Here is a 26,286-nt window from a genome sequence, read left to right as displayed (position 1 = left end):
CCCCCGACCATCGAGCCATGATCCCGAACAAGACCCAATTACAGGAACACGCCCACCGCCGCCGCCGCCTCATGGAGGCCATGGGGGAGGGGGCCATCGCCATCGTCCCCGGGGCCCCGGAGCGTACCCGCAACCGGGACGTGACCCATCCCTTCCGCCAGGACAGCGATTTCTGGTACCTCACCGGCTTTGTCGAGCCCGAGGCGGTGGCCGTGCTGGTGCCGGGGCGGTCCGAGGGGGACTATGTCCTCTTCTGCCGCGAGCGCGATCCCGAGAAGGAGACCTGGAACGGCCGCCGCGCGGGCACCGAGGGGGCGGTGCGCGACTTCGGCGCCGACGAGGCCCATCCCCTGGCGGAGCTGGAGCAGGTCCTGCCCGGCTTGCTGGAGGGTCGGGAGCGGGTCTATCTGAGCCTGGGGCACGAGTCCGGCATGGACCGCCGGGTGAGCGCCTGGATCGAGGCCATGGGCCGCCGGGGCCGTGCCGGGGTGCGCCCGCCCCGGGCGCTGATGTCCCTGGAGCCCCTGCTGCACGAGCTGCGCCTGTTCAAATCGGAGCAGGAGCTGGAGGCCATGCGCCGGGCGGCGGCGGTCACCGTGGAGGCCCACCGGCGCGCCATGGCCGCCTGCCGCCCGGGGGTGTGGGAGTACCAGCTGGAGGCGGAACTGCTCTATACCTTCCGCCATGCCGGCATGGAGTCGGCCTATGCCTCCATCGTCGGCGGCGGGGCCAACGGCTGCATCCTGCACTACACCGAGAACGAGGACCGGCTGCGGGACGGGGATCTGGTGCTCATCGACGCCGGTTGCGAATACCGGGGATACGCCGGGGACGTGACCCGCACCTTCCCGGTGAACGGGCGCTTTTCCCCGGTCCAGCGGGCGGTGTACGACATCGTCCTGGAGGCCCAGGCGGCGGCCATCGCCCAGGTGGCCCCGGGGCGGCACTGGGAGGAACCCCACCAGGCGGCGGTGGCGGTGCTCACCCGGGGGCTGGTGGATCTCGGCGTGCTGCAGGGTCCGGTGCAGCGGCTGGTGGAGGAGGGGGCCTACAGGCCCTACTATATGCACCGCACCGGCCACTGGCTGGGCCTGGATGTGCACGACGTGGGGGACTACCGGGTGGACGGGGCCCCGCGGCCGCTGCAGCCGGGGATGGTGATGACCGTCGAGCCGGGGCTCTATTTCCCGCCGGGGGGCGAGGGGGTGCCGGAGGCACTGGCCGGCATCGGCGTGCGCATCGAGGACGACGTGGCGGTCACCCGGGCCGGGCACGAGGTGCTCACGGCCGACTGCCCCAAGGCCCCGGAGGCCATCGAGGCCCTCATGACCCCGGCGGATTGAGGCGCCTGCCCCGGCGCCGCCGGATTGGCCTACACTATCTGGCCGGATCGCCAGGGGACACCGCATCATGAAAGAGTTCTGGGACAACCGTTTCGCCGCCGGCGGATACGTCTACGGCACGGCGCCCAACGCCTATCTCCTGGCCCATCATGCCCTGTACCGGCCCGGACAGCGGGTGTTGTGCGTGGGGGATGGCGAGGGCCGCAACGGCGTCTGGCTGGCCGGCCGGGGGCTGGAGGTGACCTCGGTGGACTTCTCCCGCCAGGCCCTGGACAAGGCCGAGGCCCTGGCGCAGCACCGCGGCGTGGTGCTGCACACCGTCTGCGCCGATGTGGCGGGATGGGACTGGCCCCGGGAGCGGTTCGACCATGTGGTCTCCATCTTCCTGCACCTGCCCCCGGAGCAGCGCCGGCGGGTGCATGAGGCCATGTTCCGTGCCCTGAAGCCCGGCGGCTGGCTGCTGCTGGAGGCCTTCCATCCGGAGCAGATCCACTACCACAGCGGGGGTCCCCGGGATGTCGCCATGCTCTATGGCAGCGTCACCCTGCGGGAGGACCTGGTGGACGCCGAGTTCCGGGAACTGGCGGAGGTGGCGGTGCACCTGGATGAAGGGCCGGGGCATCAGGGCCGCGCCGCGGTGACCCGGGCCCTCATCCGCCGTCCCGAGCCGGCACCGGGGGCCTCCGGCAAGCCATAGCCGTGGGCTATAAGGGGCTCCGGATCCATACCCCTGGAAATGCTTTCGCTTTGATGACACCCCAGGTATAGTGGCGGCCACAGAAACGGGTGACCAGTCACCCCGGCAGCGTGGGAGAGACCTCCCCTCGTGGAGGCGCCGAAGGCGCAACTTCCGCCCGGAAACGCTCAGGCAAAAGGACTGCGCTGCCCGCATCGACTCTGGAGAGCGGCCCGAGGGCCCACCGAAGGGGATAGCCGGCGCCACGGGCGCGGTTCAATCTCTCAGGTTTCAGGACAGAGGGGCGGTCGACACCCAGCACGTGTCGGCCGCCCCTTTTTTCGTTCAACGGGAGCCTGAAGCCATGACGACGCCCAGACAGACCACCCTGCACGACACCCATGTGGCCGCCGGCGCCCGCATGGTGGACTTTGCCGGCTGGTCCATGCCCATCCACTACGGTTCCCAGCTGGAGGAGCATCACGCCGTGCGCCGCGATGCCGGCATGTTCGACGTCTCCCACATGACGGTGGTGGACGTGGCCGGCCCCGGTGCCCGCGCCTACCTGCGCCGCCTGCTGGCCAACGACGTGGACAAGCTCCGGGATCCGGGCCGCGCCCTCTACAGCTGCATGCTCAACGCCGACGGCGGCATCCTGGACGATCTCATCGTCTACCGCCGCGGCGACGGCTACCGCGTGGTGGTCAACGCCGCCACCCGGGACAAGGACCTGGCCTGGATGCAGGAGGTGGCGGCCGCCCAGCCCGACCATGAGGCCGTGTCCGTGGCGGAGCGGGAGGACCTGGACATGATCGCGGTGCAGGGCCCCGAGGCCCGGCAGCGCCTTCTGCCCCTGCTGCCCGAGGCCCTGCGCGGCCCGGCGGCGGAGCTCACCCCCTTCCACGCAGTGGAATCCGGCGACTGGTTCGTGGCCTGCACCGGCTACACCGGCGAGGACGGCTTCGAGGTGATCCTGCCCGCCGGCGACACCCGCGCCTTCTGGTCGGCCCTGACCGGGGCCGGGGTGCGCCCCGTGGGCCTGGGGGCCCGGGACACCCTGCGCCTGGAGGCGGGCATGAACCTCTACGGCACCGACATGGACGAGACCACCACCCCCCTGGAATCCGGCCTGGGCTGGACCGTGGCCCTGGAGCCGGCGGACCGGGACTTCATCGGCCGCGCCGCCCTGGAGCGCCAGAAGGCCGAGGGGGTTACCCGCCGCCTGGCGGGCCTGGTGCTGGAAGGCCGCGGGGTGCTGCGGGGCCACATGAAGGTCCTGGCCGGGGAGGCCGGCGAGGGCGAGACCACCAGCGGCAGCTTCTCCCCCACCCTGGGGGCCTCCATCGCCCTGGCCCGCCTCCCGGCCGGGGCCGGTGACCGCGTCCAGGTGGAGATCCGCGGCAAGACGGTGCCGGCCCGGGTGGTGCGGCCCCCGTTCGCGCGCAACGGCCAGCCGGTGGTCGACATCCCGGCCTGAAACCGATTCAATCGACCCTTGCAATCCCCATACGATTTTCCAGCCTTTCAGGAGCCATCCCCATGAGCAACGTCCCGAGCGATCTGAAGTACGCCAAATCCCACGAGTGGGTGCGCCAGGAGTCCGATGGCAGCCTCACCGTGGGCATCTCCGAACATGCCCAGGAACTGTTGGGCGATCTGGTCTTCGTGGAGACCCCCGAGGCGGGGGCGACCCTGGAGGCGGGCAGCGCCTGCGCCGTGGTGGAGTCGGTGAAGGCGGCCTCCGATGTCTACGCCCCGGTGAGCGGGGAGGTGACCGCGGTGAACGAGCAGCTGGGGGACAGCCCCGAGTTGGTGAACAGCGATCCCTACGGCGAGGGCTGGCTCTTTCGCGTGAAGCCCGCCGACAGCGGCGAGCTGTCCGGGCTCATGGACGCCGAGGCCTACAAGGCCCACCTGGAGGCGGAGGGCTGATCCCGCCCCTGCCCGCATCGGGCCGTGCGTGAACACGGCGGGCGGGGTCCGCCCGCCGACCGGCCCCGGGATCCCTTCCCGGGGCGCGGGACCGGTTCGCCCCTGCTTCAGTCATCCGGAGAATCCCCCAAGACCATGCCCTTTATCCCCCATACCGAATCCGACGTGCGCGAGATGCTCGCGGCCATCGGCGCAGACTCCATCGAGACGCTGTTCGACGAGACCCCCCAGGCCCTGCGGGTGGATGGTCTCCAGGGGCTGCCGCCGGCCCTGAGCGAGATGGAGGTGACCCGGCTCATGGAGGCCCGGGCCGCCAGCGATGCCACCGCCCTCAACTTCATCGGTGCCGGGGCCTACGAGCACCACGTGCCGGCGGCGGTCTGGCAGATCGCCACCCGCGGCGAGTTCTACAGCGCCTACACCCCCTATCAGGCCGAGGCCAGCCAGGGGACGCTGCAGCTCATCTATGAGTACCAGTCCATGATGGCGGGGCTCACCGGCCTGCCGGTGTCCAACGCCTCTCTCTACGACGGGGCCTCCGCCCTGGCGGAGGCGGCCCTCATGGCCGTGCGCGCCAACCGCAAGAACAAGAGCCAGCGCATCCTCATGCCGGCCAGTGTGCATCCCGCCTACCGCGCCGTGGTGCGCAGCATCGTCTCCCCCCAGGGGATCGAGCTGGTGGACCTGCCCTTCGATGCCGCCGCCGGCCGCGTGGATCCCGCGGCCCTGGAGGCCGAGGCCCCCGGGGAGGCGGCCGCCCTGGTGATCCCCCAGCCCAACTTCTTCGGTGTGCTGGAGGAGGCGGATGCCCTCACCGACTGGGCCCATGGACAGGGCATGCAGGTGATCGGCGTGGTCAATCCCGTCTCCCTGGCCCTGCTCAAGGCCCCGGGGGAATGGGGCGGGAAGGGCGCCGACATCGTCGTGGGCGAGGGCCAGCCCCTGGGGGCGCCCCTGTCCTCCGGCGGGCCCTATTTCGGCTTCATGTGCTGCCGTAAGGAGCACGCCCGGCAGATGCCCGGCCGGGTCGTGGGGCGCACCACGGACGCCGACGGCCGCGATGGTTTCGTGCTCACCCTGCAGGCCCGGGAGCAGCACATCCGCCGTTCCAAGGCCACCTCCAACATCTGCACCAACCAGGGGCTGATGGTCACCGCCGCCACCATCCACATGGCCCTGCTGGGGCCGGAGGGACTGGAACGGGTGGCCGCCGCCTCCATGGCCAACACCCAGGCCCTGGCGGAGCGCCTGGAGGCCAGCGGCTGCGTGCCGGTGTTCTCCGGCGAGCGCTTCCACGAGGTGGCGGTGCGCGTGGGCGGCGACGCCGAGCGTGTGGCCGCGGCCATGGCCGAGGAGGGGGTGCTCGCGGGCTATCCCCTGGGCCGGGACTATCCCGAGCTGAAGGACGCGCTGCTGGTGTGCGTCACCGAGACCAAGACCGGCGCGGACCTGGATCGCTACATGGCGGCACTGGAAAAGGCGCGGGCGGCTTCCTAAGTTCCCTACAGGGGCGTGCCGTCGCGGCCGCCCCGAGCCAACCAGCCGCAACCCTCAGGAGGGTCCCATGGCCGAGATCACATTGCAGGGCAATCCCATCCACACCAGCGGCGAGCTGCCGCAGGTGGGCAGCCGCGCACCAGACTTCACCCTGGTGGACAAGGACCTGAACGACGTCTCCCTGGGGGATTTCCAGGGCGTGAGGAAGGTGCTGTCCATCGTGCCCAGTCTGGACACGGACGTGTGCGCCGCCTCCGCGAAGCGGTTCAACGCCGACATCGCCGGCCGCGACGACGTGGTGGTGCTCAATGTCTCCGCCGATCTGCCCTTCGCCCAGGGCCGGTTCTGCCAGGCCGAGGGGGTGGATCGGGTGAAGACCCTGTCCATGATGCGCTCCCGGGATTTCGCCCGGGACTACGGCGTGCTCCTGGTGGACGGTCCCCTGGCGGGGATCGCCGCCCGCGCCGTGCTGGTGCTGGATGCGGACGACACCATCCTGCATGCCCAGCTGGTGCCGGAGATCACCCAGGAACCGGACTACGACGCCGCCCTCGCCCACTTGTCATGATATCCGGGCCCGGCGCCGCAGGCCGCCGGGCCCCAACCCCGAATCCCGTGAATCAGGAGCAGGCTATGCTGATCTTCGAACTCTCCCGACCCGGCCGCCGGGCCGCCGCCCAGGCCCCCCTGGAACGGGCCGAGCCGCCGGTGCTGCCGGAGCGTTTCCGGCGCGGGCGCCGGGCGCCGCTGCCGGAGGTGTCGGAGATGGACGTGGTGCGCCACTACACCCGCTTGTCGCAGAAGAACTTCTCCATCGATACCCAGTTCTATCCCCTGGGGTCCTGCACCATGAAGTACAACCCCAGGGCCTGCAACAGCCTGGCCATGCTGCCGGGCTTCCTGCGCCGCCATCCCCACGCCCCCGAGGCCCAGAGCCAGGGCTTCATGGCCTGTATGTACGAGTTGCAGGAGATGCTCCAGGAGGTGACGGGGATGCGTCAGGTCTCCCTCACCCCCATGGCCGGGGCCCAGGGGGAGTTCGCCGGTGTGGCCATGATCCGGGCCTATCACCGCGCCCGGGGCGATACGGCCCGCACCGAGATCCTGGTGCCCGACGCGGCCCACGGCACCAACCCCGCCACCGCCACCATGTGCGGCTATACCGTGCGGGAGATCCCCACCGACGCCTCCGGGGATGTGGACATGGCGGCCCTGAAGGCGGCCGTGGGGCCCGCCACCGCCGGGATCATGCTCACCAACCCCTCCACCGTGGGGGTGTTCGAGCGGCGCATCCGGGAGATCGCCCAGCTGGTGCACGAGGCCGGCGGGCTGCTGTACTACGACGGGGCCAACCTCAACGCCATCCTGGGCAAGGTGCGCCCGGGGGACATGGGCTTTGACGTCATCCACATGAACCTGCACAAGACCTTCTCCACCCCCCACGGGGGCGGCGGGCCCGGGGCCGGGGCGGTGGGGGTGAGCGAGCGCCTGCGCCCGTTCCTGCCCGTGCCCCTGGTGGCGCGCCAGGGGGAGGGCTACCGCTGGCTCACCCAGGCGGACCTGCCCCAGAGCATCGGGCGCCTGTCGGCCTTTGCCGGCAACGCCGGGGTGCTGCTGCGGGCCTATGTCTACATGCGCCTTTTGGGGCGGGAGGGGATGCCCCGGGTGGCGGACTACTCCACCCTCAATGCCAACTACCTCATGGCCCGCCTGCGGGAGAAGGGCTTCGATGTGGCCTTCCCGGACCGCCGCGCCACCCATGAGTTCATCCTTACCCTCAAGCGTCAGGCGAAGGCGCAGGGGGTGACCGCCATGGACGTGGCCAAGCGCCTGCTGGACTATGGCTTCCATGCCCCCACCACCTACTTCCCGCTGCTGGTGCCCGAGTGCCTGCTGGTGGAGCCCACGGAGACGGAGAGCAAGGAGACCCTGGATGGCTTCGTGGAGGCCATGGCGCGGATCCTGGAGGAGGCCGCCAGCGACACCGAGACGGTGAAGACCGCGCCCCATACCCTGCCCAACCGGCGCTTCGACGAGGTGCGGGCGGCCAAGGCCCTGGACGTGGCCTGGTCCGCCGATGAGGCGGCGGCCGGCTGATGGCCGCCAGCGGCCACCGGGGGCTGACCCGCATCGTCAAGGCCGCCGGGTACTCCTGGAAGGGCCTGTGCAGCACCTTCCGCCATGAGGCGGCCTTTCGCCAGGAGCTGATGGCCTGTGCCGTGCTCTTCCCCCTGGCCCTGTGGCTGGGGGAGGGGGGGGTGGAGCGGGCCCTGCTGCTGGGCAGCCTGATCCTGGTGCTCATCGTGGAACTGCTCAACAGCGGCCTGGAGGCGGCCATCGACCGCTTCGGCGGCGAGCGCCATGCCCTCTCCGCCCGCGCCAAGGACATGGGTTCGGCGGCCGTGCTCCTGGCCCTGGTGCACGCCGCCCTGGTCTGGGGGCTGGTCCTGGTTAACTGAGCCCCGGCGGGCCCTCAGCGCCCGCCATCGGCGCCGTCGCGGCTGAGGCAGTCCACCAGGTGGTCCGCCAGGTCCCGCAGCAGCCGGTAATAGCTCTCCACCCCCGGGGGCAGTTCCGCCCCCAGGGGGTCCAGCACCCCGGTGCGGGCGTCGGTGCCCTCCACCAGGGTGTGTACCAGGTCCGGTTCGAACTGGGGTTCCACGAAGACGCACAGGGCCCCGGCCCCGCGGATGCGCTCCCGGATCTCGTGGATGCGCCGTGCCCCTACGGACCGGGAGGGGTCCAGGGTGATGGAGCCGGCGGGGTGCAGGTCGTAGTGGCGCTCGAAGTACTGGTAGGCGTCGTGGAAGACGATGAAGGGCCGCTCACGCACGGGGGCGAGGCGTTTTGCGATCTGCGCATCCAGGGCCTGGAGCTCCGCCAGGATGCGTTCCCGGTTGGCGCGGTAGCGCTGGGCGTTGTCCGGGTCCGTGCGCGCCAGCACCGCGGCCACGTGGCGGGTGATGCGCGCCGCGTTCTCCGGGGAGAGCCAGACGTGGGTGTCCACGTCCCGGTGGTCATGGCCCGGGTCGTCATGGCCGCGGGCATCCCCGTCGCCATGGGCGCGATGTTCCCACAGCCCGCCCTCGCGCCGCGGGTGGACGATGAGATCGGCATCCTCCATGAGGGAGACCCGCACCAGGTCCTGGGGTGCCGTGGCCAGGGGGCGCACCAGGAAGGTCTCCATCTCCGGCCCGATCCACACCACCACGTCGGCCTCGTGCAGGCGGCGCATGTCCGAGGGCCGCAGGCGGTAGGTGTGGGGCGAGGCCCCCGGCGGCACCAGCCGTACCGGCTCCGCCACCCCTTCCATGACGCCGTGCACCAGGTTGTGGATCGGGGCGATGCTGGTCACCACCTGGGGCGCCGCCGCGGCGCTGCCCCAGGTGATCAGTGCAAGGATCAGGATGAGCAGACGGGATGCGCGTTCCATGAGGTCCTCCCGGGATCCGTTGGCTGGTGAAAAGATATAATATAACATCTTTCCGACGTGACACCGGGTGCCGATGGGAGTCCGGCCGTGCTGTTTGCAACGAATCAGAAGAGCCCGTCTTCGCAGCCACTGTCCAGCCTCATGGAGGCCCGCGGCGTGGGCCTGGTCCTGGGGGGGCGGCGCATCCTTCGGGACGTGGACCTGCGCATCGAGCCCGGGCAGATCACCACCCTGATCGGTCCCAACGGCGCCGGCAAGACCTCGCTGCTGCGGGTCCTGCTGGGGCTGGTGCCGCCCACGGAGGGGGTGGTGCACCGGCGCCGGGGGCTGCGCATCGGCTATATGCCCCAGCGCATCGCGGTGGACGAGATCCTGCCCATCACCGTGCGCCGCTTCCTCTCCCTGGGGCGGCGCGTCCCCCGGGAGCGGCTGCAGGCCGCGCTGCGGGAGGTGGGGGTGGGCTGGCTCCTGGATCAGCCCGTACAGTCCGTCTCCGGCGGGGAGATGCAGCGCATCCTGCTGGCCCGGGCCCTGTTGCGGGAACCCCATCTGCTGGTGCTGGACGAGCCGGCCCAGGGGGTGGACGTGTCCGGCCAGGGGGAGGTCTTCCAGCTCATCGCCTCCCTGCGGGACCGCTACGGCTGCGGGGTGTTGATGGTCTCCCACGAGCTGCACCTGGTGATGGCGGCGGCGGATTCGGTGGTGTGCCTGAACCGCCACGTCTGCTGCACGGGGCACCCCGAGGCGGTGAGCCGGGATCCGGCCTACCGCCGCCTCTTCGGTGATTCCATGCCCCCCGGGGTGGCCTTCTATCCCCATCATCACGATCACCACCACGACCTGCGGGGCAATGTCATCCCCGAATCCGCCCCGGAAGGGGCGCCGGTCCACGGTGACGGCAACGACGACTGACGGAGGTATGCCCATGGACGCCTTCATCCTCCGGGCCCTGCTGGGCGGATTGATGGTGGCCCTGGTGGCGGGTCCCCTGGGCTCGTTCATGGTGTGGCGGCGCATGGCCTATTTCGGGGACACCCTGGCCCACTCGGCCCTGCTGGGGGTGGCCCTGGGCTTTCTCATGGGCATCAGCGTGAACCTGTCGGTGATCCTGGTGTGCATGGCCCTGGCGGCGGCCCTGGTGGTGCTGCAGCGCCAGCGCCGGCTGGCCTCGGACACCCTCCTGGGCATCCTGGCCCACAGCGCCCTGTCTTTGGGGCTGGTGGCCATCGCCTTCCTGGAGACGGTGCGCATCGACCTGATGGCCTATCTCTTCGGGGACATCCTGGCGGTGTCCTGGGTGGACCTGTGGTGGATCCTGGGGGGCGGCGCGGTGGCCCTGCTGGCCCTGGTGGGGATCTGGCGTCCGCTGCTGTCGGCCACGGTGCACGAGGACCTGGCCCGGGTGGAAGGGGTGCCGGTGACGGCGGTGGGCATCGCCTTCATGATGCTCATCGCCCTGGTCATCGCCGTGGCCATGAAGGTGGTGGGGGTGCTGCTCATCACCTCCCTGATGATCATCCCCGCCGCCGCGGCCCGGCGGCTGTCCCGCACCCCGGAACAGATGGCGGCCCTGGCCTCACTCCTGGGCTGCCTGGCGGTGACGGCGGGGCTCTGGGGGTCCTGGCAGTGGGACACCCCCGCAGGGCCCTCCATCGTGGTGGCGGCGGCGGGGATCTTCCTGCTGATGCTGGCCGTACCGGTGGACTGGATGCGGCGTCGTGGGGAAGCGGGACGCGCTGAGGGGTGAGCCCGCCCGGGGCGTCAGTCCCGCTCCAGGGTGACGAAGCTGTAGGGGTAGGGGTTGCCTGCGTCCGCGGCATGGGATGCGCGGGCGGTTTCCCGCCAGCCGGGGCCGAAGGGGGGCATCCAGGTGTCCCCTTCGAAGGCGTGGTGGATCTCCGTCAGCTGGATGCGGCGGCAGCGGGGCAGCAGCTGGGCGAAGAGGTCGGCGCCGCCGATGAGGAAGACCTCCGCCGCGGGCGCCGCCGCTGCGATCCCCGCCTCGGGGGAGGACACCACGGTGCAGCCCTCGGCGCGGTAGTCCGGGTCCCGGCTGACCACGATGCTGCGCCGCCGGGGCAGGGGGCGGCCGATGGATTCGAAGGTGCGCCGCCCCATGAGCAGGGTCCCGTCCAGGGTGAGGCGCTTGAAATGGGCCAGGTCCGCCGGCAGGTGCCAGGGCAGGCCACCCGCCGCCCCGATGAGGCGGTTACGGTCCATGGCCACCACCACGGTGAGCAGGGGTTCGGGGGCGTTCATACGGCGATGGGTGCCTTGATGGGGGGATGGCTGCGGTAGCCTTCCAGGCGGATGTCCTCGAAGCGGAAGGCGAACAGGTCGTCCACCTGCGGGTTCAGCCACAGCCGCGGCAGAGGGAAGGGCGCCCGGGCGAGCTGCTCCCGGGCCTGCTGCAGATGGTTGCGGTACAGGTGCACGTCGCCGAAGGTGTGCACGAACTCGCCCGCCTCAAGCCCCGTCACCCGGGTCACCATGTGGGTGAGCAGGGCGTAGGAGGCGATGTTGAAGGGCACGCCGAGGAAGATGTCCGCGCTGCGCTGGTAGAGCTGGCAGGAGAGGCGCCCGTTGGCCACGTAGAACTGGAACAGGCAATGGCAGGGGGCCAGGGCCATGCGCCCCGCGCGGGCGTTCTCCACGGGGGAGCGGGACTCGTCCGGCAGGTCCGCCACGTTCCAGGCGCTCACCACCAGCCGGCGGGAATCGGGGCGGTTGCGGATCTGCTCCACCAGCTCCCGCATCTGGTCGATACTGCGCCCGTCTGGGGCCGGCCAGGAGCGCCACTGGCGGCCGTAGATGGGGCCGAGATCGCCGTCCTCCGTGGCCCATTCGTCCCAGATGCTCACCCCGTGGGTATGCAGATAGTCCAGATGGGTCTCCCCCCGCAGGAACCACAAAAGCTCGTGCACCACCGACTTCAGGTGCAGCCGCTTGGTGGTGACGGCCGGGAAGCCCTCCGCCAGGTCGAAGCGGATCTGGCGTCCGAACAGGGAGCGGGTGCCGGTGCCGGTGCGGTCGTCCTTCTCCGTGCCGTGGTCCAGGATCTCCTGCAGCAGTTCCAGGTAGGGGCGCACGGCTTACACCTCCGGGGGCCGGTTACGGCGCCCGGCCCAGGCCATGAGGCCGAGACCGGCCAGGACCATGGGCAGGCTCAGGAGCTGGCCCATGGTCAGCCAGCCGAAGGCCAGGTAGCCCAGGTGGGCGTCCGGTTCGCGCACGAATTCGATGATGAAGCGGAACAGCCCGTAGCCCGTGAGGAACAGCCCGGAAGCGGCCCCGGCGGGCCGCGGCCGGCGGGTGAAGAGCCAGAGCACGGTGAACAGCACCGCGCCCTCCAGGAAGGCCTGGTAGAGCTGGCTGGGGTGGCGGGGCAGGAGGTCCGCCGCGGGGAAGACCATGGCCCAGGGCAGGTCCGTGGGCTTGCCCCAGAGCTCGCCGTTGATCCAGTTGCCGATGCGGCCCAGACCCAGGCCGATGGGCACCAGCGGGGCCACGAAATCCGTGAGCCGGAGAAAGCCGATCCCCTGGTGGCGGGCATAGAGCCCCGTGGCCAGCAGGACGCCCAGCAGCCCGCCGTGGAAGCTCATGCCCCCTTCCCAGATGCGCACGACCATCAGCGGGTCCCCGGCCAGGGCATCCCACTGGTAGAACAGCATATACCCCAGGCGGCCGCCGGCGAGTACGCCCAGCACGCCGTAGAACAGCAGGTCCCCCAGCTGCTCCGCCGTCAGCGGGCTCCAGGGCTGACGCACCCGCAGCCGCCCCAGGCCCCAGAAGGCGGCGAAGCCCAGCAGGTACATGATCCCGTACCAGTGGATGTCCAGAGGGCCGATCTCGATGGCCACGGGGTCGAGGAAGGGATGGGTGGGGTAAGCAGACATGGGAAGGCGGATTCTACGTGATTCTCCCGGGGCTCACCAGGCACCCGGGGGCTGCACCGTGGCCCAGGTGTCCCCCGTCTGGTCCTGGATCTGCAGGGGGCCGTGGAGTCCGCTGCGGGGCAGTTGCAGCAGCAGGCAGGGGCTGGTGATGGCCTGGCCCACGGCGGCCCCCGCTTGCGGGGACCGGGCCCGGAGTTGCAACACATGGCCGTCCGGGGTGGGGAGCAGGGGGGGATCGGCCAGTTCCACGCCGTAGCCCAGGGTGGGGCGTCGCCCCTGATGCACCAGCAGCAGCCAGTGGCGGCGCAGGTCGGGCCGCTCGGCCTTGGGGAGGCGCAGTCCGGTGCGTGCCAGCACCCGCTCCAGGGTGTCCGCATCGGCGATCACCTCCGCGGCGGGCATGGGGGATTCCCGGCCGCAATGGTCGCCAGCGGTGAGGGCCTGGACCCGGGGCGGCGCCTGCATCTCCTGCTGCGAGGCCCCAAGGCAGCCGGCGAGGCCCAGCGCCAGCAGGGCGGCGAGCATGGCTACGGGGTGTCGGCGCAGGGGGATGAGATGCATGCGAACCTGTGGGGGAGTGGCATCCAGGGGGTGGCCTTGAGTATAAACGCGGGACATCCCCATCGCCATCGAGGCCATGTCCCATCTCAGACGATTCATCCGCCTGCCCGTGTTGCTTCTGCATCTGCTGCTGGCGGTCCTGGCCACCCTGGCCCTGGGCCGCCGCGATCCCTCCGGGTTGCCCACGCCCCGTTTCCGGCGGGTGATCATGGCCTGGTACCGCGGCCTGTGCCGCATCCTCGGGGTGCGCATCCATGTCTCGGGGCGACCCGTGGAGGGGCCTGTCCTCATGGTGGCCAACCACGTCTCCTGGCTGGACATCCCCGTGATCGGGGCCCATGCCCCGGCGGGTTTCCTGTCCAAGTCCGAGGTGCGCCACTGGCCGGTGATCGGCTGGCTGGCCCGCTTCAACGCCACCCTGTTCATCCGCCGCGGGGAGCACGGGGCGGCCGAGGCGGTCACCCGGGCCATGGCGGAGCAATTGGGTCGGGGCGGGACGGTGCTGGTCTTCCCCGAGGGGACCACCACGGACGGCACCACGGTGCGCCGCTTTCATCACCGACTGTTCGCCGCCGCACGGCGGGCCGGATGCCCGGTGCAGCCGGTGGCCCTGCGTTACCATCTGCGGCCGGACGGGCGCCCCGGGGCGGCGCCGTTCGTGGGCGGCGAGCACTTCCTGCGTCACGCCCTGCGCATCCTGGGGGAACCCGGTCTGGAGGTGGACCTGATCTTCAGTCCGCCGCTTGCGGCCGCGCAGCGGGAGCCCCGCGCCCTGGCCCGGGAGGCGCAGGCGGCGGTGGCCCGGGGGGTCTGCGGCGGGGAGTGAGGCCTTAGCCGGGGCGCTGATGCCCCCGGCAGGGGACCTGGATGATTTCGGGTTCGGGGGTGTCCAGGCGCGCCAGGGTCATGTGCGCCCCCCAGACACAGCCCGTGTCCAGGGAGAGGACGCCGTCCCCCCGGTGGCATCCCAGGGTGGACCAGTGGCCGAAGACGATGCGCTCGCCGCGGGTGGCCCGTTCGGGATGGGCGTACCAGGGGATGAGATGGGGCGGTGCCTGTGCGGGGGCCGACTTGTGCTCCATGTCCATGCGCCCGTCCCGGGTGCAGTAGCGCAGCCGGGTGAAGGCATTGGTGATGAAGCGCAGCCGCGGCCAGCCCTGGAGCCCCGGATCCCAGCGGTCCGGCTCGTCCCCGTACATGCGTCGCAGCAGGTCCAGGCCCTGGGGGCCCCGCATCACCGTGTGGAACTCCTGGGCGCAGGCCAGGGCGGTGGCCCGATCCCACTGGGGGGTCAGCCCGGCATGTACCAGGGTCCAGCCGGCCTGGGCGTCGTGGTGCAGGATGGGACGGTGGCGCAGCCAGTCCATGAGTTCGTCCCGATCCCCGGCCTGCAGCACCGGCGTCAGGGTGTCCTTGCGGCGCACCCGGTGCAGTCCGGCGTGTACCGCCAGCAGGTGCAGGTCGTGGTTGCCCAGGACACAGGTGGCGGCCGACCCCAGATCGCGTACGAAGCGCAGGCATTCCAGGGACTGGGGCCCGCGGTTTACCAGGTCCCCCACGAGCCACAGCCGGTCCTGTGCCGGGTCGAAGCGGACCCGGTCCAGCAGTTGCTTCAGCGGATCCAGGCAGCCCTGGAGGTCTCCGACGGCATAGAGGGCCATCAGGCGCCGCTTTCGGGGGCGGGGGCCTCCTCGGTCGCCTCGGGCTGCTGCCGGGGCGGTGTGGCGACCGCCTCCTCCTGCGCCTTCTCCAGCACGATGTGGCGGAACCAGCCGCGCAGCAGGGCGGGGCTGTTCTCCACCACCTTCAGGTCCTTGTGCCGGCGCATGAGGGATTCGAAGACCAGGTCGGTGCGGCTGGCCAGGGGGCCGGTGACCACCCCCAGCAGGCGGCGCAGGGGGGCGCTCTCGCCGGGCTTGAGGAACTTGTCCAGGATGAGCAGGCGTCCGCCGGGTCGGGTCACCCGCGCGGCCTCCGCCAGGGCCTTCTCGGGCTTGCCGCAGGCGGCCAGGAGGCTGTGCAGGATCACCACGTCAAAGCGCCCGTCCTCGAAGGGCAGGGCCTTGGCGTCGGCCTCCTGCAGGTCGATGTCCATACCCAGGGCCTCGGCCCGCTCGCGGGCCTTGGCCAGCATCGCCGGGGTCAGGTCCACGCCCCGGTAGGTGGCCCCCTGTGGTAGATGGGGCAGGTCCAGACCCGTACCCACGCCGCAGATGAGGATCTCCATGCCCTCCACGTCCCCCAATCGTTGCAGACTGTTGCGTCGTGCCTCTTGGGTGGGTTTCTCGACGAAGCGGTCATAGATGGGAGCCCAAAGCGTGTAAGGGATGCGCATGTCTCTCGCCCGTGGTTGTTGGTGGATTCTTCTCGGTCCGGATCCCCGGTGGGTCGCTGGTGATTGTAGTCCCGGTCCATGCCCCTGTCTAAAGTGGGGTTGCCCCCCGCGGGGGCGGGCCACAACGACAACCGCCCGCCGGGAAGGGGATCCCGGCGGGCGGATGGGGAGGGAACCGGTTTGGCGCGGGCTCAGACCATCTCGTCCAGGGCCTCGCCGCCACGGTTACCCGTGGTGTTGACCGAGGTCTCCATGCGGGCATCCAGGCGCTCCCGCATGCGCGCGTTGGTATCCGCTTCCTGGGGTGGACCCAGCGGGTCAGTCTCGGCCGCGTCCTGTGTCTCGCCGTTGGCCGTCGCCGGGGCGGGGTTGTTGTTGCCGGCGGGCTCGGCCTCCTGGGTGCGGGCCGCGTCGACCCGTGCGCGACCGGCCGCCGCGTCCTCGTCCCGGGGCCGCATGGCCTGGTCGGCCCGGGCCTCGGTGGCCCGGTCCCGAGGGGTGTCCGGACGGTTGGGTTCGGTCTCGCGGGCGTCGCCCACCGCGCGCGCCGTCTCCGCCGGTGCGGAGGTGCCGCCGCCGCCCATGCGGTCCGTGGGCGGTGTGGGCACGGGATTGCTCACCGCGGGCATGGCGGGGTTCATCACGGGGATGCCGGGGTTGACGTTCATGGCGTGTACTCCTTGCCTCAGACCTTCATGTCGATGAGTGTGCCCAGCATGCGCTGTTCCGTCTCCAGCACCTCCACGGAGGCCTCCACCTGGCGGGCCTGGATTCGCTGTTCCACCAGGGGGCGGGCCGGATCACGGCCGACGGGATCCACGGCGGTGCCGGCGATCTCGGCGGCGACGCCGCGCAGGTGCTGCAGGCCGGTGTGGATGCCGGACAGGGCGGAGCCGGATGCAGGCGAGAGGGTCATGGGGCTGCTCATGGATCAGTACCTGATTCAAGTATAGAAGACCGGCGCCGCTCCTGCAGCCATGGGGGACTGCGTGCGGCGGGGCGTGCCGTGGAGCGGTGCGAAATGTTCTAATGGATGGCGGATTCTCCGCCAACGGTCCCGTTCATGATCCTACGCAACATCATCGTCTTCCTGGCCCTGGCCATCCCCTTCTTCGGCCTGTCCTATTGGCTGACGGCGCCCCCTTCCAGCCCGGTGCACGAGAACCTCCCCTGGGAGGTGGAGGTCCTGCCCGGCGGCGGTTCCCGGGTCTTTGGCGTGACTTTGGGGGAGACGCCATTGAAAAACCTTTCCGATCGCCTGCGGGCCCGGCCCCGGCTGGAATGGGTCGGTTCCCCCGAAGGGGGACGGCGCCTGGAGGCCATCTTCGAGGGGGTTACCCTGGGGCCGTTCCTGGTGGATCTGGTGGCGCGTCTGGACGCCCCCGAGACCTCTTCGTGGGCGGCGGGCAACGGGGTCCCCTCCGGTGGGGACCGGCGGCTGCCCTTGCCGCAGGGTGAGGTCGACGCGGCCATGGCGCTGCCGGTGGCGGAGTTGATCTACGCCCCGCGGGCCCGCTACAGCGAGGACACCGTGGGGCGGCGCTTCGGCGATCCGGAGTCCCGCCTCCCGGCCCGGGACGGGCGCTATTTCCTCTATCCCGAACAGGGCCTTGCCCTGTACCTGGCCAGGGAGGGGCGGGATGTCCTGCACTACGTGCCGCCCCGGGCCTTCGGGGCCCTGGAGCAGCGCCTGCGGGACGGGGACGACCCCGAGCGGGTGCTGCCATGAGCGCCGCCCAGGGGAAGGCCGTGCCGACGGGACGCTTCTGGGAGGGGCGGGACCTGGAGGATCTGAGCCACGAGGAATGGGAGGCCCTGTGCGATGGCTGCGGCCGCTGCTGCCTGCACAAGCTGCAGGATGCCGATACCGATGAGATCTATTTCACGGACGTGGCCTGCCGCTTGCTGGACCTCCATTCCTGCCGGTGTTCGGATTATGCCCATCGCACCCGGCAGGTCCCGGACTGCATCACTCTGCGTCCGGAGGAGGTGGCCCACACCCCCTGGCTGCCGGCCACCTGCGCCTACCGCCTGCTGGCCCGGGGGGAGCCCCTGCCGGACTGGCATCCCCTGATCAGCGGGGATGCGCAGACTGTGCATGCGGCGGGCGTCTCGGTGCGCGGCCGGGTGATCAGTGAGGAGGCCATGGGCGATGACTGGGAGGAACATATCGTGGACTGGCCCGGCTGAGGATGACCGGCCCGCGGCCGTTCTGGCACCATGGGACCTGTGATGAAGGATTCCGGTGACACCCTGCGCATCGACAAGTGGCTGTGGGCGGCCCGCTTCTTCAAGACCCGGGCCCTGGCCGCCGAGGCCGTGGGCGGGGGGCATGTCCATGTCAACGGCACCCGCGTGAAGCCTTCCCGCCCCCTGCGGGTGGGGGACCGGCTGCGCATCACCCGCTCCGGGCTGACCTGGGAGGTGGAGGTGCGCGCCCTCCTGGACAAGCGCCGTCCGGCCGCCGAGGCGCAGCAACTCTACGAGGAGACCCCGCAGAGCCGACGCGCCCGGGAGGAGGCGGCCGAGGCCCGCCGCCTGGCGCGTCTGGCCGCGCCCCAGACCGAACACCGTCCGGACCGCCGGGACCGCCACCGCATCCGCCGCTTCATGGGCAAGGAATGAGCGTATCCATGACCGCCCCCGTCACCCCGCTCCTGGCCGCCGACGTGATCATCCGCCCGCAGTCAGCCCCGGACCGGGTGCTGCTCATCCAGCGGCGCAATCCCCCCCATGGCTGGGCCTTGCCCGGTGGTTTCGTGGACCGGGGGGAGCGGGTGGAGGCGGCGGCCCTGCGCGAGGCCCGGGAGGAGACGGGGCTGGAGGTGGCCCTGGAGGCCCTGCTGGGATGCTATTCCGACCCCGCGCGGGACCCCCGGGGGCATACGGTGAGCGCCGTCTACGTGGCCACGGCCCGGGGGGAGCCCCGGGCGGGGGATGACGCCCGGGACGCCCGCTGGGTGGACCCGGCCGATCCCGGGGTCCCCCTGGCCTTCGACCATGCCCTGATCCTTGGGGACTACCTGCGCTATCGCGCCACGGGAGAGGTGGCGCCCCTGCGCTTTTGAACCGTGCCCTGAAAAACGGACGCCGGCCACGAGGGGCCGGCGTCCGGGTAGGGGGCCTTCAGGGCAATGCGGGGGTTACTTGGTGCGCTGTTCCACCCATTCCCCGATGGCCGGCGGCACCATCTTCTGGGCCTTGCCGCTGACGTAGATGCCGATGTGGCCGCCGGGGAAGGAGAGCTCGGTGTAGTCCTGGGTCCCCACCTTCTTGCCCAGGGCGCGGGAGGCGTCCGGCGGCACCAGGTGGTCCTGCTCGGCGAAGATGTTGAGCACGGGCATGGTTACCTGGCTCAGATCCACCTCGTGATCGCCGATGTGCAGGCCCCCGTGCATCAGCTTGTTCTTCTGATAAAAATCCTTGATGAACTGGCGGTAGGCCTCGCCCGCCTGGTCGGGGCTGTCGAAGATCCATTTCTCCATGCGCAGGAAGTTGTCCAGCTTGTCCTTATCCTGCAGCACCTCCACCATGTCCAGGTACTTCTGGCCCATGAGCTGGTAGGGCTTGAGGGTGAGGAAGGTCCAGTTCAGCAGTTCGCCGGGGACGTTGCCCATGGTGTCCACCAGGGTGTCCACGTCCACGTGCTTCACCCAGTGGGAGAGCACGTTGTCCGGGGTCTGGAAGTCCACCGGGGTGACCATGGTGATGAGATTGGCCACCTTGTCCGGGTGGATGGCGCTATAGCAGAGGCTGAAGGTGCCCCCCTGGCAGATGCCCAGGAGGTTGATCTTGTCCACCCCATGGCGCCGGCGTACCTCGTCCACGCAGCGGTCCAGGTAGCCGTTGATGTAATCATCCAGGGTGAGATAGCGGTCGGCCCGGTCCGGGTAGCCCCAGTCGATGAGATAGACGTCCAGGCCGGCGTCCAGCAGCCCCTTCACCGTGGAGCGGTTCTCCTGCAGGTCGGTCATGTAGGGGCGGTTCACCAGGGCGTAGACGATGAGCACCGGCACCGGGTTCTGCACCACCGCCGCCGGGGGCTGGAAGCGGTACAGGGTGAGCTTGTCCTCCCGGTAGACGGCCTCCTTGGGAGTCACCCCCGTGGGGATGTCCTGGGCGTCCGCCAGGTTCTGCATGCCCACGCCCAGCTTGTTCTGGAAGGTGGTGATCTCATCCATCACCTGGTCGGGGCGGATCTGAATCGGGATCATGTCCTGCGTCTCCTTCAGCTCTTGGACTCGGTCTGGGTGGAGGCATCCGTCTGCTTGCTGGTGGCGGTGCCGGCCGAGCTCTTCTGGGTGCGGCCGCTGCCGGAGGCGCCCTTGGCGGCGGTGGTGCGGCCCCCGCTGCGAGCGGAACGGCCGCGGGTGCCGCTGCCGCCGGAGGTGGCGCCCTGGGCGCCGGCCTTGGCCTCATCCCCCTTCTTGGCCTGATTCTCCTGCAACTCCCGCAGGGCCGAGCGGATCTGGTGCAGTTCCCGGCGGCTCTCCTGGAGGCGCCGGTGGAGGGTGTTCACCTCGCGCCGGGTGGGCATGTTCAGGCTCTCGGCGGCCTCGTCCATGAACCGTGTCCCCTGGCGCTTGAGGGCCATGAGGCTGTTGACCATCTCGCCATAGACCCGGGCGTATTCCTCCGACAGGGTGAATTCGCCGTACACCTCCTCGCAGACATCCACCCACTCATCGTAGAGGGCCCGCAGGCTGGTGATGGGTTTGTCCTGGCGTCCGGCGTCCTCCAGGCGGGCACGGAAGCGCTCCACGGAGTCCATGCCCACCCGGGCCATGGCCGCCTGGTAGTTCTGCAGGGCCTGCTGGTACTCCATGGCCAGCCGCGCCAGGTCCTGGTACTGCTCCTGGGATTCCCGGGTATAGCCCACGCCGGGCACCGAGAGGAAGCGGTCCAGCTGCTCCTGCACCACGTCGCCGTAGGGGGGGCGGGCCGCCGGGCGCAGGGCCTGCATGAAGTCCCCGGGCATGGGCATGAACGAGGAGGTGGCCCGGCGCCAGGTGTCCAGGGGCATCTGCCAGAAGGCGTTCATGTCCTTGCCGCCCATGGAGCCGGTGCCCATCTGGCGGAAGGCCTCGGTCATCTGCTCCAGCCATTTGTTGACCGCCTCCGTGGCCCCTTCCTGGCCGCCGCTGTTGCGGTGGAACTGCTCGGCCATGGAGAAGTAGTTGCGCCCCATCTGCAGCATGGGCTCGAGGAAACCCGCGGTGCCCTGGGGCAGGCCCTGGGCGGCCGCCTGCCACCACTGGTCCAGGGCCCGGGACCAGTCGGCCTGCTCGCCGCCGGAGCCCACGGCCTTGCGGCTCATGTCCATCCAGGCATCCCAGTATCTGCGCTGGGCCTCGAGCCAGTCCTCCGGGTTGAACGGGTTGGAATCTGCCATGCGGTCATCTCCTGTGCATCCTGTGGGCGTCGGGGCCGTGCCCGACGGGGATCGGTTCCCGTGCCGGCCGTATGCGGCGATCACACACCATTTGCCGCGTGACGGCAAGCGGGCGCGTGCCCGCGGCGGCGGACTGTGCATGAGACTAGCATAGTGGTTGTGCACTGCAACAATTTGTTGCCGGATGTCCCTGGGGACGCGTTGGTCAGGCACGGACGGGTCTGGTATAAACGGACCCATGCCATGGCGGGTCCGTTCCCCGGCCCCACGGCCGGGTCAGCGGGTTGCACCCCGGGCCGGTCTTCACCAACCCCTCAGGACAGAGCGCAAGCCAGGAGGAAACATGACCGACTCCACCGTCATCGTGGGTGCCCTGCGTACCCCCATCGGGACCTTCAACGGTGCCCTTTCCCAGGTGCCGGCATCGAGCCTGGGGGCCCGCGTCATGCAGGCCCTGTTGCAGCGCTCCGGCCTGTCCCCCGAGCAGGTGGAGGAGGTGATCCTGGGGCAGGTGCTGCAGGCCGCGGTGGGGCAGAACCCCGCCCGCCAGGCCGCCGTGGAGGCGGGCATCCCCTACGCCACCCCGGCCATGACCATCAACAAGGTCTGCGGCAGCGGCCTCAAGGCGGTGCACCTGGCCTGGCAGTCGGTGCAGTGCGGCGATGCCGGGGTGGTCATCGCCGGCGGGCAGGAGAACATGAGCGCCGCCCCCCACGCCTTGCCCCGCTCCCGTCAGGGCACCAAGATGGGGGACTGGCCCCTGGTGGACACCATGATCCGGGATGGCCTCTGGTGCGCCTTCAACGACTACCACATGGGCATGACCGCCGAGAACGTCGCCGCGGAATACGACATCCCCCGTGAGGAGCAGGATGCCTTCGCCGCCCGTTCCCAGCAGCGGGCGGAGGCGGCGCAGAAGGCGGGCCACTTCGCGGACGAGATCGTCCCCGTGGAGATCCCCGGGCGCAAGGGGCAGGTGACGATCTGCGACACCGACGAGTTTCCCCGCCACGGCACCACGGCCGAGGGGCTGGCCAGGCTGCGCCCGGCCTTCAAGCGCGACGGCTCGGTGACCGCCGGCAACGCCTCCGGCATCAACGACGGGGCCGCCGCCGTGGTGGTCATGTCCGAGTCCCGGGCCCGGTCCCTGGGGTTGGAGCCCCTGGCCCGCATCGTCTCCTTCTCCTCCGCCGGGGTGGATCCGGCCCTCATGGGCACCGGTCCCATCCCGGCGGCCACCCGCTGCCTGGAACGGGCGGGCTGGAGCCCCGGCGACCTGGACCTGGTGGAGGCCAACGAGGCCTTCGCCGCCCAGGCCATCGCCGTCAACCGCAAGCTGGGCTGGGATCTCTCCAAGGTGAACATCAGCGGCGGGGCCATCGCCCTGGGGCATCCCATCGGTGCCTCCGGCGCGCGGGTGCTGGTGACCCTGCTGCACGGCATGAAGCGCACCGGCGCCCGGCGTGGCCTGGCCACCCTGTGCATCGGTGGCGGCCAGGGCGTGGCCCTGGCGGTGGAGCGCCCCTGAAGGGGCGCCGTGGGCCGCCCCCTGGAAAGGGGGCGGCATAGGTTCCATACATTCGACAGGAGATGCGGGTGAGTGAACCGCGGATCATCAAGAAGTACCCCAACCGGCGCCTCTACGACACGGAGGAAAGCCGCTATGTGACCCTGGCGGACGTGCAGCAGCTGGTGCGCCGCGGGGTGGACGTCAAGGTGGTGGACAGCCAGTCCGGCAATGACATCACCCGGGGCATCCTCATCCAGATCATCACCGAGCAGGAGACCGCCGGGGAGCCGCTGTTCACCACGGAGATGCTGGTGCGTTTCATCCGCTTCTACGACGAGGCGGTGCACGACGCCTTCTCCGGCTATCTGGATCACAGCCTGCGCTTCTTCGCCGAACAGCAGCGGGAGTTCAACGAGCGCATGCGCGGCGTCCTCGGCGGCACGGCCCCCTGGGATGTGACGGAGATGACCCGGCGCAACCTGGAGTTCTGGCAGGACATGCAGGATCAGTTCTTCCGCGTGGCGGGCTTTGGCCAGGGCGGCCGGGAGGGCGAGGGCGGGGATCCCCCCCCTCCGCGGCAAGGCGGGGACTCCGGCAAGGGCGACAGCGATCCATCCGCGCCCCGGAAAAAGGGTTGAGGATGTGAAACGGGTCGCCTTACGGCCTTGACGGGGGGCGGTGTGGTGCGTATATGTTGCATTGCAACAATGACGCGGCGCAGCATGCAGGCCGCGCCCCTGCCCAACCCGATCAAGGAGGCGATACGCCATGAATGAACTCTTCGAACCCGTGCACAAGGCCAACCAGTCCCTGTTCGAGACCCTGCGCAGGATGGGGGACATCAACCAGAAGGCCATGGACCGCTTCATGACCCAGCAGATGGACTTGACCACCTCCATGGTGGATGTGAGCATGAAGCAGCTGGAACTGATGACCAAGGCCAAGGGTTATCAGGAACTGATGTCCGGTCAGGCCGATCTGGCCCGTGATTACGGCCAGAAGCTGCTCTCCAGCTACAAGGGCAGCCAGGACATCTTCAACGAACTGCGTGGATCCATGACGCAGCTGATGGATGATTCCGTAAAGACCGCGGAGGAGACCGTGCGCCAGGCCACCCAGACCTCCAAGAAGGCGGCCTGAACGGCCCGCACCCGGCCTGCACGACCCGATCGCAACAGTCAGGAGCCTGAGATCGTGAGCAAGCGCATCGCATTAGTGACCGGAGGAACCGGCGGGATCGGCAGCGAGATCTGCAGGACGCTGGCCCAGAAGGGCCACACCGTCGTCGCCAACTACCTGCCCGCCCTGCAGTCCGAGGCGGAGGCCTGGCTGGAGCGGATGAAGGGGGAGGGTCTGGACGTGCACATCGCCGCCGGCGACGTGTCCTCCTTCCAGTCCTGCGCCGACATGGTGCAGGACGTGGAGGCCCGCATCGGCCCCATCGACATCCTCGTGAACTGCGCCGGGATCACCCGCGACAAGACCCTGCGCAAGATGGAGGAGAGCCAGTGGCGGGACGTCATCAACATCAACCTGGGTAGCGTGTTCAACGTGACGCGCCAGGTGGTGGAGGGGATGACCTCCCGGGGCTTTGGCCGCATCGTCAACATCTCCTCGGTCAACGGCCAGAAGGGGCAGTTCGGCCAGGCCAACTACTCCGCGGCCAAGGCCGGCATGCACGGCTTCACCATGGCCGTGGCCCAGGAGACGGCGGCCAAGGGGGTGACCGTCAACACCGTCTCCCCCGGCTACACCGCCACCGCCATGACCGAGGCCATGCCCGAGGACGTGCGCAACGCCATCGTCGCCCAGATCCCCGCCGGACGCATGGGCAGCCCCGAAGATGTGGCCTTCGCCGTGGCCATGCTCTGCGATGAGCAGGCCGGTTATATCACCGGCGCCAATCTGCCGGTGAACGGCGGTCTGTTCACCTCCTTCTAAGGTCCCGCCGGCGCATCCATGGACGTACCGAGCCCACGGGCCCCGCAACGGGGCCCGTTTGTCATGGCCCATCTCGCGCGGATAAAAGGTACAAAAAATCCGAAGGTCGTATGGCAGGAAAGGCCGCTCAAGCCTTGATTGCAAAGCCCTGATTCGCATCGTGTGATCCTTGGTGATATGCTCCGGCCTGCCCGGGCCTAAGATCTTCCGGGGGCGGCGAAGAAACCACTGGGGGAACCATGCGTGTCCCAAGACGAAGCTTTACCCTGCTGATGGCCTGTCTCGGCATCGGCCTCATCGCCGGTGCGCTCTTTCCCGGCCTGCTCTGCGGATTCAGCGGCGAGAGCATGAACCCCGATGAGGAACGGCTCGTGCGCCCCCTGTCCTTGCCCCCCCACGGAGAGGCGGCGGAATCGCCCCGGCCCTCTGCCAAGCCCACGGCCCGGCTCTCCGCCACACCCGATGCCCAGGGCCTGCAACGGGCATCCTATACCCCCGAGGCGGGCATCGAGACGGATCTGGGTCGGGAGGAGAACCCCACCTCCTACGAGGCCCTGGATCTGGAAGAGGGGGAACCGGCCGCCGCCCCCGAATGGAGCAGTTACACCATCCGTCCCGGGGACCGTCTGTCGGCCCTCTGGGGGAACGACTGGGGCCTGCCCATGGCCACCCTCTATCGCCTGCTGGAGGCCGATGGCAATGCCCGCATCCTCAATCGCCTGCAGGTGGGGCAGCAGGTGGAATGGCAGACGGATGAACAGGGCTATCTCACCCGCCTGCGCATCTGGGGTGACCAGGGGCGGGGCACCGAATGGAAGCGGGAGGCCGGGGGCTGGGACTTCAGCCGCCGTGAGGTGGAGAACGCCCGGGAGGTGTCCCACCTGGTGATTACCGGCCAGGTGGAGAGCAGCATCGCCGCTGCCCTGGCCCGCAACAGTGATCTCTCCGCCAGTGCCGTGGCCGCCCTGGTGGTGCTGCTGGATCGCTATCTGCCGGTGCGTTCCCGGGCCCGCAGCGGGGATACCTTCACCCTGCTGGTGGAGCAGGAGACCCTGGTGGGGGATGACGAACCCTATGACCTGCGCCTACTGGCCTTCGAGTACCAGGGGCAGCAGATCGATATCCGTGCCGCCCGCCACACGGACAACCGTTTCTACACCCCCGAGGGCCGGGGGCTGTTGCCGCCCTTCGATCGGCGCCCCTTCGCCGGACACTACCGCATCAGTTCCCCCTTCAATCTCCGCCGCGTGCATCCCGTGACCGGCCGCGTCGCCCCCCATCGCGGTACCGATTTCGCCATGCCCTCGGGTACCCCCATCGTCGCCCCGGCGGACGGCCGCGTGAGCCGGGTGGCCCATCATCCCTACGCCGGCCGCTACCTGGTGGTGGAGCACGGCCAGGGGTATACCACCCGCTATCTGCACCTGAGCCGCGTATTGGTGCGTCCAGGCCAGAGCGTGGAGCGGGGGGATCGCATCGCCCTGTCCGGGAACACCGGGCGCAGTACCGGCCCCCACCTGCACTACGAACTGCATGTCAACGGACGGGCCGTGGACGCCATGCGGGCCGACCTGCCCGAGAGCCATCACCTGGCCGGCGAAGAACTGCGCCGTTTCCGGCGCGTGAGCAGCGCGCTGCTGGCCCAGCTGGAGCAGGCCGACCGCAGCCGGCGCGTGGCCATGGCCCCGTTCTCCGAGATGGCCGCCACCATGTGAGGCCCAGGCCGGGGCCTCTCCCCGGCCTCGGACCGCCGCCGGGGATCCCCCTGCA

Annotated in this window: 31 protein-coding genes and 1 riboswitch; of the genes, 20 read left to right on the top strand and 11 right to left on the bottom strand. The window is 70.1% G+C overall.

Annotated features, from left to right (window positions below):
• The first annotated feature begins 17 nt into the window (after positions 1-17).
• From pepP to BM214_RS05760, 8 genes are all read left to right on the top strand, one after another.
• Positions 18-1,343, top strand: coding sequence for a Xaa-Pro aminopeptidase (gene pepP, locus BM214_RS05795; RefSeq protein ID WP_090484429.1), 1,326 nt, complete (start codon positions 18-20; stop codon positions 1,341-1,343).
• A 67-nt stretch (positions 1,344-1,410) separates the two neighbouring features.
• Positions 1,411-2,040, top strand: a complete 630-nt coding sequence (locus BM214_RS12980) for an SAM-dependent methyltransferase (RefSeq protein ID WP_090484427.1) — start codon at positions 1,411-1,413, stop codon at positions 2,038-2,040.
• A gap of 101 nt (positions 2,041-2,141) precedes the next feature.
• Positions 2,142-2,233, top strand: a riboswitch (glycine riboswitch).
• Positions 2,234-2,383: 150 nt separating this feature from the next.
• Positions 2,384-3,496 (top strand): glycine cleavage system aminomethyltransferase GcvT, encoded by a 1,113-nt coding sequence (gene gcvT, locus BM214_RS05785; protein ID WP_090484426.1) that lies wholly within the window; start codon positions 2,384-2,386, stop codon positions 3,494-3,496.
• Positions 3,497-3,558: 62 nt separating this feature from the next.
• Positions 3,559-3,951 carry a glycine cleavage system protein GcvH gene (gene gcvH / locus BM214_RS05780; protein ID WP_090484424.1) on the top strand — a complete coding sequence of 131 codons (393 nt, stop codon included), beginning with the start codon at positions 3,559-3,561 and terminating at the stop codon, positions 3,949-3,951.
• A 135-nt stretch (positions 3,952-4,086) separates the two neighbouring features.
• Positions 4,087-5,448 carry an aminomethyl-transferring glycine dehydrogenase subunit GcvPA gene (gcvPA, locus tag BM214_RS05775; RefSeq protein WP_090484422.1) on the top strand — a complete coding sequence of 454 codons (1,362 nt, stop codon included), beginning with the start codon at positions 4,087-4,089 and terminating at the stop codon, positions 5,446-5,448.
• A 67-nt stretch (positions 5,449-5,515) separates the two neighbouring features.
• Positions 5,516-6,016, top strand: coding sequence for a thiol peroxidase (gene tpx / locus BM214_RS05770; protein WP_090484420.1), 501 nt, complete (start codon positions 5,516-5,518; stop codon positions 6,014-6,016).
• 65 nt (positions 6,017-6,081) lie between these two features.
• Positions 6,082-7,545, top strand: coding sequence for an aminomethyl-transferring glycine dehydrogenase subunit GcvPB (gene gcvPB / locus BM214_RS05765; protein ID WP_177217591.1), 1,464 nt, complete (start codon positions 6,082-6,084; stop codon positions 7,543-7,545).
• A complete protein-coding gene (locus tag BM214_RS05760; protein WP_090484416.1) occupies positions 7,545-7,907 on the top strand; it encodes a diacylglycerol kinase in 363 nt (120 codons plus the stop codon). The genes gcvPB and BM214_RS05760 overlap by 1 nt, the downstream gene beginning before the upstream one ends.
• Positions 7,908-7,921: 14 nt before the next feature.
• Here BM214_RS05760 and znuA read toward each other — a convergent pair whose 3' ends face one another.
• On the bottom strand, positions 7,922-8,881 hold the full coding sequence (gene znuA, locus BM214_RS05755) for a zinc ABC transporter substrate-binding protein ZnuA (RefSeq protein WP_090484414.1): 960 nt from the start codon (positions 8,879-8,881) through the stop codon (positions 7,922-7,924).
• A gap of 141 nt (positions 8,882-9,022) precedes the next feature.
• On the opposite strand from znuA, the gene BM214_RS05750 reads away from it, so the two are divergent.
• Both BM214_RS05750 and znuB read left to right on the top strand, forming a co-directional pair.
• Positions 9,023-9,793 (top strand): ATP-binding cassette domain-containing protein, encoded by a 771-nt coding sequence (locus tag BM214_RS05750; protein WP_090484412.1) that lies wholly within the window; start codon positions 9,023-9,025, stop codon positions 9,791-9,793.
• Between the two features lie 13 nt (positions 9,794-9,806).
• Positions 9,807-10,628, top strand: coding sequence for a zinc ABC transporter permease subunit ZnuB (gene znuB, locus BM214_RS05745; RefSeq protein ID WP_090484411.1), 822 nt, complete (start codon positions 9,807-9,809; stop codon positions 10,626-10,628).
• 14 nt (positions 10,629-10,642) lie between these two features.
• Here znuB and BM214_RS05740 read toward each other — a convergent pair whose 3' ends face one another.
• The 4 genes from BM214_RS05740 to BM214_RS05725 are packed head-to-tail and all read right to left on the bottom strand — an operon-like array spanning position 10,643 to position 13,338.
• Positions 10,643-11,140 carry a dihydrofolate reductase gene (locus tag BM214_RS05740; RefSeq protein ID WP_090484409.1) on the bottom strand — a complete coding sequence of 166 codons (498 nt, stop codon included), beginning with the start codon at positions 11,138-11,140 and terminating at the stop codon, positions 10,643-10,645.
• A complete protein-coding gene (locus tag BM214_RS05735) occupies positions 11,137-11,970 on the bottom strand; it encodes a thymidylate synthase (RefSeq protein ID WP_090484407.1) in 834 nt (277 codons plus the stop codon). Before BM214_RS05735 ends, BM214_RS05740 begins: the two co-directional genes overlap by 4 nt.
• Positions 11,971-11,973: 3 nt before the next feature.
• Positions 11,974-12,777 (bottom strand): prolipoprotein diacylglyceryl transferase, encoded by an 804-nt coding sequence (lgt, locus tag BM214_RS05730; protein WP_090484404.1) that lies wholly within the window; start codon positions 12,775-12,777, stop codon positions 11,974-11,976.
• 33 nt (positions 12,778-12,810) lie between these two features.
• A complete protein-coding gene (locus tag BM214_RS05725) occupies positions 12,811-13,338 on the bottom strand; it encodes a protease complex subunit PrcB family protein (protein WP_177217590.1) in 528 nt (175 codons plus the stop codon).
• Between the two features lie 76 nt (positions 13,339-13,414).
• On the opposite strand from BM214_RS05725, the gene BM214_RS05720 reads away from it, so the two are divergent.
• Positions 13,415-14,164 (top strand): lysophospholipid acyltransferase family protein, encoded by a 750-nt coding sequence (locus BM214_RS05720; protein ID WP_090484400.1) that lies wholly within the window; start codon positions 13,415-13,417, stop codon positions 14,162-14,164.
• A 4-nt stretch (positions 14,165-14,168) separates the two neighbouring features.
• Here the strand turns inward: BM214_RS05720 and BM214_RS05715 are convergent, their stop codons facing one another.
• The 4 genes from BM214_RS05715 to BM214_RS05700 form a co-directional block, all read right to left on the bottom strand.
• Positions 14,169-14,999: a symmetrical bis(5'-nucleosyl)-tetraphosphatase gene (locus BM214_RS05715; RefSeq protein ID WP_090484398.1), complete on the bottom strand. Its 831-nt coding sequence runs from the start codon at positions 14,997-14,999 to the stop codon at positions 14,169-14,171.
• Positions 14,999-15,673, bottom strand: a complete 675-nt coding sequence (locus BM214_RS05710) for a class I SAM-dependent methyltransferase (protein WP_090484396.1) — start codon at positions 15,671-15,673, stop codon at positions 14,999-15,001. The genes BM214_RS05715 and BM214_RS05710 overlap by 1 nt, the downstream gene beginning before the upstream one ends.
• A gap of 191 nt (positions 15,674-15,864) precedes the next feature.
• Entirely contained in the window at positions 15,865-16,341 is a 477-nt protein-coding gene (locus BM214_RS05705) for a flagellar biosynthesis protein FlhF (RefSeq protein WP_090484394.1), read from the bottom strand.
• Between the two features lie 17 nt (positions 16,342-16,358).
• Positions 16,359-16,601, bottom strand: coding sequence for a hypothetical protein (locus BM214_RS05700; protein ID WP_244887862.1), 243 nt, complete (start codon positions 16,599-16,601; stop codon positions 16,359-16,361).
• Positions 16,602-16,736: 135 nt separating this feature from the next.
• Between BM214_RS05700 and BM214_RS05695 the strand changes: the two genes are divergently transcribed.
• From BM214_RS05695 to BM214_RS05680, 4 genes are read left to right on the top strand one after another with little or no spacing between them, the layout of a single operon-like run.
• Positions 16,737-17,402: a hypothetical protein gene (locus BM214_RS05695; RefSeq protein WP_090484390.1), complete on the top strand. Its 666-nt coding sequence runs from the start codon at positions 16,737-16,739 to the stop codon at positions 17,400-17,402.
• Positions 17,403-17,422: 20 nt separating this feature from the next.
• Entirely contained in the window at positions 17,423-17,863 is a 441-nt protein-coding gene (locus tag BM214_RS05690) for a YcgN family cysteine cluster protein (protein ID WP_425319158.1), read from the top strand.
• Between the two features lie 42 nt (positions 17,864-17,905).
• On the top strand, positions 17,906-18,298 hold the full coding sequence (locus BM214_RS05685; protein WP_244887861.1) for an RNA-binding S4 domain-containing protein: 393 nt from the start codon (positions 17,906-17,908) through the stop codon (positions 18,296-18,298).
• A gap of 8 nt (positions 18,299-18,306) precedes the next feature.
• Positions 18,307-18,741 carry an NUDIX domain-containing protein gene (locus BM214_RS05680; RefSeq protein WP_244887860.1) on the top strand — a complete coding sequence of 145 codons (435 nt, stop codon included), beginning with the start codon at positions 18,307-18,309 and terminating at the stop codon, positions 18,739-18,741.
• Between the two features lie 75 nt (positions 18,742-18,816).
• On the opposite strand, the gene BM214_RS05675 is transcribed toward BM214_RS05680, so the two are convergent.
• Both BM214_RS05675 and phaE read right to left on the bottom strand, forming a co-directional pair.
• A complete protein-coding gene (locus BM214_RS05675) occupies positions 18,817-19,887 on the bottom strand; it encodes a class III poly(R)-hydroxyalkanoic acid synthase subunit PhaC (protein ID WP_090484382.1) in 1,071 nt (356 codons plus the stop codon).
• A 14-nt stretch (positions 19,888-19,901) separates the two neighbouring features.
• Complete coding sequence (gene phaE, locus BM214_RS05670) at positions 19,902-21,065, bottom strand: class III poly(R)-hydroxyalkanoic acid synthase subunit PhaE (protein ID WP_090484380.1); 1,164 nt, start codon at positions 21,063-21,065, stop codon at positions 19,902-19,904.
• Between the two features lie 343 nt (positions 21,066-21,408).
• Between phaE and BM214_RS05665 the strand changes: the two genes are divergently transcribed.
• From BM214_RS05665 to BM214_RS05645, 5 genes are all read left to right on the top strand, one after another.
• Positions 21,409-22,593 carry an acetyl-CoA C-acetyltransferase gene (locus tag BM214_RS05665; protein WP_090484379.1) on the top strand — a complete coding sequence of 395 codons (1,185 nt, stop codon included), beginning with the start codon at positions 21,409-21,411 and terminating at the stop codon, positions 22,591-22,593.
• A gap of 62 nt (positions 22,594-22,655) precedes the next feature.
• Positions 22,656-23,213 carry a polyhydroxyalkanoate synthesis repressor PhaR gene (gene phaR / locus BM214_RS05660; protein WP_090484377.1) on the top strand — a complete coding sequence of 186 codons (558 nt, stop codon included), beginning with the start codon at positions 22,656-22,658 and terminating at the stop codon, positions 23,211-23,213.
• A gap of 130 nt (positions 23,214-23,343) precedes the next feature.
• Positions 23,344-23,715, top strand: coding sequence for a phasin family protein (locus BM214_RS05655; RefSeq protein ID WP_090484375.1), 372 nt, complete (start codon positions 23,344-23,346; stop codon positions 23,713-23,715).
• Between the two features lie 54 nt (positions 23,716-23,769).
• The gene (gene phbB / locus BM214_RS05650) at positions 23,770-24,516 is read left to right on the top strand and encodes an acetoacetyl-CoA reductase (RefSeq protein WP_090484373.1); all 747 of its coding nucleotides are present in this window, start codon (positions 23,770-23,772) and stop codon (positions 24,514-24,516) included.
• A gap of 239 nt (positions 24,517-24,755) precedes the next feature.
• Complete coding sequence (locus tag BM214_RS05645) at positions 24,756-26,231, top strand: peptidoglycan DD-metalloendopeptidase family protein (protein ID WP_090484371.1); 1,476 nt, start codon at positions 24,756-24,758, stop codon at positions 26,229-26,231.
• Positions 26,232-26,286 lie beyond the last annotated feature (55 nt).

It is taken from the genome of Ectothiorhodospira mobilis (genome assembly GCF_900114895.1).
Taxonomy (GTDB): Bacteria; Pseudomonadota; Gammaproteobacteria; order Ectothiorhodospirales; family Ectothiorhodospiraceae; genus Ectothiorhodospira; species Ectothiorhodospira mobilis_A.
This window is presented reverse-complemented; position numbering and strand designations above follow the sequence as displayed.

Bases quoted from the DNA above. Each gene is read 5' to 3' on its own strand.
- phaE (WP_090484380.1), bottom strand. From the start codon at position 21,065: ATGGCAGATTCCAACCCGTTCAACCCGGAGGACTGGCTCGAGGCCCAG.
- znuA (WP_090484414.1), bottom strand. From the start codon at position 8,881: ATGGAACGCGCATCCCGTCTGCTCATCCTGATCCTTGCACTGATCACC.
- BM214_RS05685 (WP_244887861.1), top strand. From the start codon at position 17,906: ATGAAGGATTCCGGTGACACCCTGCGCATCGACAAGTGGCTGTGGGCG.
- znuB (WP_090484411.1), top strand. From the start codon at position 9,807: ATGGACGCCTTCATCCTCCGGGCCCTGCTGGGCGGATTGATGGTGGCC.
- gcvPB (WP_177217591.1), top strand. From the start codon at position 6,082: ATGCTGATCTTCGAACTCTCCCGACCCGGCCGCCGGGCCGCCGCCCAG.
- BM214_RS05750 (WP_090484412.1), top strand. From the start codon at position 9,023: ATGGAGGCCCGCGGCGTGGGCCTGGTCCTGGGGGGGCGGCGCATCCTT.
- BM214_RS05760 (WP_090484416.1), top strand. From the start codon at position 7,545: ATGGCCGCCAGCGGCCACCGGGGGCTGACCCGCATCGTCAAGGCCGCC.
- gcvH (WP_090484424.1), top strand. From the start codon at position 3,559: ATGAGCAACGTCCCGAGCGATCTGAAGTACGCCAAATCCCACGAGTGG.
- BM214_RS05675 (WP_090484382.1), bottom strand. From the start codon at position 19,887: ATGATCCCGATTCAGATCCGCCCCGACCAGGTGATGGATGAGATCACC.
- BM214_RS05700 (WP_244887862.1), bottom strand. From the start codon at position 16,601: ATGAGCAGCCCCATGACCCTCTCGCCTGCATCCGGCTCCGCCCTGTCC.
- phaR (WP_090484377.1), top strand. From the start codon at position 22,656: ATGCGGGTGAGTGAACCGCGGATCATCAAGAAGTACCCCAACCGGCGC.
- BM214_RS05645 (WP_090484371.1), top strand. From the start codon at position 24,756: ATGCGTGTCCCAAGACGAAGCTTTACCCTGCTGATGGCCTGTCTCGGC.
- pepP (WP_090484429.1), top strand. From the start codon at position 18: ATGATCCCGAACAAGACCCAATTACAGGAACACGCCCACCGCCGCCGC.
- BM214_RS05655 (WP_090484375.1), top strand. From the start codon at position 23,344: ATGAATGAACTCTTCGAACCCGTGCACAAGGCCAACCAGTCCCTGTTC.
- BM214_RS05695 (WP_090484390.1), top strand. From the start codon at position 16,737: ATGATCCTACGCAACATCATCGTCTTCCTGGCCCTGGCCATCCCCTTC.
- BM214_RS05680 (WP_244887860.1), top strand. From the start codon at position 18,307: ATGACCGCCCCCGTCACCCCGCTCCTGGCCGCCGACGTGATCATCCGC.
- BM214_RS12980 (WP_090484427.1), top strand. From the start codon at position 1,411: ATGAAAGAGTTCTGGGACAACCGTTTCGCCGCCGGCGGATACGTCTAC.
- BM214_RS05710 (WP_090484396.1), bottom strand. From the start codon at position 15,673: ATGCGCATCCCTTACACGCTTTGGGCTCCCATCTATGACCGCTTCGTC.
- BM214_RS05665 (WP_090484379.1), top strand. From the start codon at position 21,409: ATGACCGACTCCACCGTCATCGTGGGTGCCCTGCGTACCCCCATCGGG.
- gcvPA (WP_090484422.1), top strand. From the start codon at position 4,087: ATGCCCTTTATCCCCCATACCGAATCCGACGTGCGCGAGATGCTCGCG.
- gcvT (WP_090484426.1), top strand. From the start codon at position 2,384: ATGACGACGCCCAGACAGACCACCCTGCACGACACCCATGTGGCCGCC.
- BM214_RS05715 (WP_090484398.1), bottom strand. From the start codon at position 14,999: ATGGCCCTCTATGCCGTCGGAGACCTCCAGGGCTGCCTGGATCCGCTG.
- BM214_RS05725 (WP_177217590.1), bottom strand. From the start codon at position 13,338: ATGCATCTCATCCCCCTGCGCCGACACCCCGTAGCCATGCTCGCCGCC.
- BM214_RS05705 (WP_090484394.1), bottom strand. From the start codon at position 16,341: ATGAACGTCAACCCCGGCATCCCCGTGATGAACCCCGCCATGCCCGCG.
- BM214_RS05740 (WP_090484409.1), bottom strand. From the start codon at position 11,140: ATGAACGCCCCCGAACCCCTGCTCACCGTGGTGGTGGCCATGGACCGT.
- BM214_RS05720 (WP_090484400.1), top strand. From the start codon at position 13,415: ATGTCCCATCTCAGACGATTCATCCGCCTGCCCGTGTTGCTTCTGCAT.
- lgt (WP_090484404.1), bottom strand. From the start codon at position 12,777: ATGTCTGCTTACCCCACCCATCCCTTCCTCGACCCCGTGGCCATCGAG.
- tpx (WP_090484420.1), top strand. From the start codon at position 5,516: ATGGCCGAGATCACATTGCAGGGCAATCCCATCCACACCAGCGGCGAG.